Source organism: bacterium (genome assembly GCA_040755795.1).
In the GTDB taxonomy this organism is placed as follows: Bacteria; UBA9089; CG2-30-40-21; order CG2-30-40-21; family SBAY01; genus JBFLXS01.
The window spans coordinates 1-3,547 of the sequence record JBFLXS010000415.1 but is presented as its reverse complement, the minus strand read 5'-3'; the positions used below and the strand labels follow the sequence as shown (position 1 = coordinate 3,547).

The 3,547-nt window shown below is 39.6% G+C and carries 3 protein-coding genes; all 3 read left to right on the top strand.

Annotated features, from left to right (window positions below; translation table 11 throughout):
• Positions 1 to 90 precede the first annotated feature (90 nt).
• Positions 91 to 624 (top strand): nucleotide exchange factor GrpE, encoded by a 534-nt coding sequence (gene grpE / locus AB1414_17630; GenBank protein MEW6609237.1) that lies wholly within the window; start codon positions 91 to 93, stop codon positions 622 to 624.
• A 274-nt stretch (positions 625 to 898) separates the two neighbouring features.
• A complete protein-coding gene (locus AB1414_17625) occupies positions 899 to 2,617 on the top strand; it encodes an Hsp70 family protein (protein ID MEW6609236.1) in 1,719 nt (572 codons plus the stop codon).
• The coding region (locus tag AB1414_17620; GenBank protein MEW6609235.1) for a hypothetical protein at positions 2,610 to 3,547 on the top strand (938 nt) is incomplete at its 3' end. The genes AB1414_17625 and AB1414_17620, both read left to right, overlap by 8 nt.

Sequence of the window (3,547 nt, the reverse complement as noted above, 5' to 3'; positions counted from 1 at the left end):
ACACTTTTGATATATAGCCTGAACGGTTACCAATTTCCAATGCTATTTAACCATTCCTTCTAATGGCTAAATAGTTATGAAAGGAATATAATGTGGTCTAAGATAAAACGATTCTTTTTTACAGGAAATATTAAAGATAAGTTATCCGAGTTATCGAATGACATAAATTATAAGATTGGAAACTCTAAACACGAGATAATAGAAGAAGTAGGGGAGATAAAAAAAGCTCTTCGTAAACAGGGGCTTTTTGTAGAGATGTTCAAAGAAGAGATTCTTGAACGGCTATCAGAAAAGGAATTTACCGAAAGAAAAGAGGATATCGAAAGGTTTATTGATTTATCCGATGCCTTTTTCCATCTACAGGCAACTCTAACAGACAATCTTCCTTTGCAACAAACCTGGCTTGAAGTTATGGCTATTGTTCGGCAAAAGATAGACTCTTTGCTTGAAACGGTTGGGCTGTCAATTGTATGTCAGACAGAGGTAGAATTTAACCCTTCCCTTCATAACGCTGTAGAGAGACTCTCTCAAGATACTTCTCCTCTGCTGGTAGAAAGGGTTATTCAACCTGGCTATTTCTATAAACAGAAACTGATCCGACCAGCAAAGGTTGTGGTTAGATAATTTGTAAGTATTCAGAGTGTAATATAAGGAAAGAGGTTATTTTTCCTATTTACACTACCCTGAACGATTACAAAAAACTAGTGTTGAGTAAGTTTTGCACGGCGTATCATCAGATTTCATAACCTGCAAATGGATAATTGGTAACTGGTAACTGGTTAAATAGTTTCGTCCTGAGATCAGCCGAACGGTATTTAATTACCAGTTACCAATCACCAGTTACCAGAATCAAATTCCGTGCGTTATTTGTTCAACACGACAATAGGAGGGATATTTTATGAAAGAACCAATGTGTGGGATAGATCTGGGGACTACAAATTCTTGCATTGCTTATCTTAAAGACGGGAAATCTGTTCCCATAGAGATTGAAGATGGTCTGGCAATTGTTCCATCAGTAGTCAGTCTTGATGAAGCAACAGGCCATATATTCGTTGGAAAACAAGCCAAAAATAGACTTATGGCATTTCCGGGAGCTACAGTCAGGTCAATAAAGCGTCAGATGGGAAAAGAGATAAAGGTATCCATTGGCGCAAAATCCTTTTCCCCTGAAGAAATATCTTCTTTTATCCTTAAATACTTAGTTGATAAGGCATCTGCTAAACTTGGCCAGGATATTAAAAAGGTAGTAATTACGGTGCCAGCATATTTTAATGATGCCCAGCGTCGTGCAACTATATCTGCTGGAGAATTAGCAGGGCTTGAGGTACTGAGGATAATTAATGAACCTACCGCCGCCTCCCTTGTTTATGACTATGTATCCTTTATTGAAAAGGTAGAAAGCCCATATATCATGGTCTATGACCTTGGTGGTGGCACATTCGATGTCTCCATCCTTGAGATAAAAGGAGAAATTAAGGAAGTGCTTGCATCTTGTGGAGATACTGCTCTGGGTGGGGATGACTTTGATGAAAGGTTGGTAGCCTATTTTCTCGGTCAAATAAGGAGAAAAACCGGGCTTGAGCTATCGGATACCAACCTCCCCTGGCATGTTAGGTTGAAGGAAATAGCAGAAAAAACCAAAATCGCATTATCGGATAGCCCTTATGTCACTGTTCAGGAGGTAGCTGTAGCAATTGTCAATGGAGAACCTGTAAATCTCGATATTGAGGTGAGCCGTAAGGAATATGAAGAGATGATAAGTGACCTTGTTGATAAAACGATTGTAAAGGTCAATGAGGCAATAAGTGAGGCACACCTTTCAATTGATGCTATTGGAGAGGTTTTACTTGTTGGTGGAGCGACTCGAACTCCGATTATCCAGGAAAGATTGTCCGAAATATTTAAGAGACCAATCTATCACTCTGTTGACCCTGACCTTTGCGTGGGATTAGGTGCGGCTGTCCAGAACGGCCTTATAGCAGGAGAAGATGTCGGTCATATCCTCCTCGATGTTACAGCCCATTCTTTAGGGGTAAAGACGGCGGATGATTTTTGTGAGACAACGGGAGAAGCGGACTATTTTTCCACTATCATCCGTAGAAATACCAAAATACCCGTCAGGAAGTCTAATGTCTATTTTACCATGGTTGACGAACAGGAAGTTGTAATGGTAGAGGTATATCAGGGTGAAAGCCAGTCATGTAAAGAAAACTCTCGGGTAGGGAAATTTATCTTCGAACTCAAGCCTGCACCTGCTGATTCACCAGTAATTACAGAATTTGCTTATGACAAAGAAGGTCTTGTGCATATAACCGTGGAACAAAAAGGCTACAATAATAAGAAAACAGTCACGCTGAATGTCCGTAGTAAAGAGATAGTTGACAGACAGGGAAAAGAAGAAAAGCAAGAAATACTGAATTATATATTACAAAAGGCTCGAAGACTAATGAAAGATGAAAAATTGCCTGCTAACTTAAGAAAGGAGATTGAACTTCTGGGGAATGATTATGAAGATGCACTTAGAAGTGGTGGCGATAAAATGATAGATGACCTGGAAGATAACCTTCTGCATAAAATAGAAAAGGCTGAAGAAAGGCTTACTGAAGATAATGAATAAAGGACAACGAAGACGGTTACAAAAGGAAAGGGGAAAACTTCTCTCATCAGGACATTACTGGGAGTGGCTTCAGTCTCTGGAGAAAACAGGTTACCGTGAGTTTCTTCCTAAAGAGTGGAAAGAGGTATGGAGTATGCTGGCCAGGCGAGCAGTGCGTCTCCCTGCCAGTCTAAACGAATTCTTCAAGAATATTCAGAGAATCAGCCGTTATCCTGAGCTGATGGAGATTAAATTCCTTCTCCTGTTGAGGGATTTTATCGAAAAGGATATATCAGCAGATGCATTCTCCCAGATAAAAGGGCTCCCTTTTCCTGCAGAAGAAATCCGCAAAAAAGTAATCACCTGGAACGACCGCCTTTTTGAAGAAAAGAGATTTAGAGAACTCCTGACTACCTTTGTAAGCCAACCAGATAAAGTGACAAAGAAGCATTTTTCAAAACTTGCCGCATTGACAGAAAAAACCATATTATATTCGCCTATCCAAAGGCTTTCAGAATTCGTAGGGGAAAAGGGTGTCTCAATAAGAAATTTAAGTGTCATTGACTCCCTCTTAAATCAACTCTCCGAAGAGCTCCCGTCTCCCCTTCAGCAACTCCTTTTCTATCCTTATCTATATTACATAAATAATTATCTCCAGGATATTGTAGAACACGGCGACTATATGAGACTGGCAGAGATTGTTTCTGACATTCCTTTTATCTTTCCTTTGATTACGGGTAAAAAAACAGAAAAGGCATTAGCCAAACTTGCAGAGATTAACCTTAAGACAATGGATGATACCTTTCTATCACGGAAGGTATTGGAGGCGACATTAGAAGAGAAAGTAACACTTATAGCCAATATGCGACATTTAATAAAGGATGAATATTTGGAAGAGAAATATTTACCTTACCTGAGGACGCTTTACCAGGGGCTTTTGAGGGATATAGT

Excerpts from the sequence above, each read along its gene's own strand:
- grpE (MEW6609237.1), top strand. The coding sequence starts at position 91 with ATGTGGTCTAAGATAAAACGATTCTTTTTTACAGGAAATATTAAAGAT.
- AB1414_17625 (MEW6609236.1), top strand. The coding sequence starts at position 899 with ATGAAAGAACCAATGTGTGGGATAGATCTGGGGACTACAAATTCTTGC.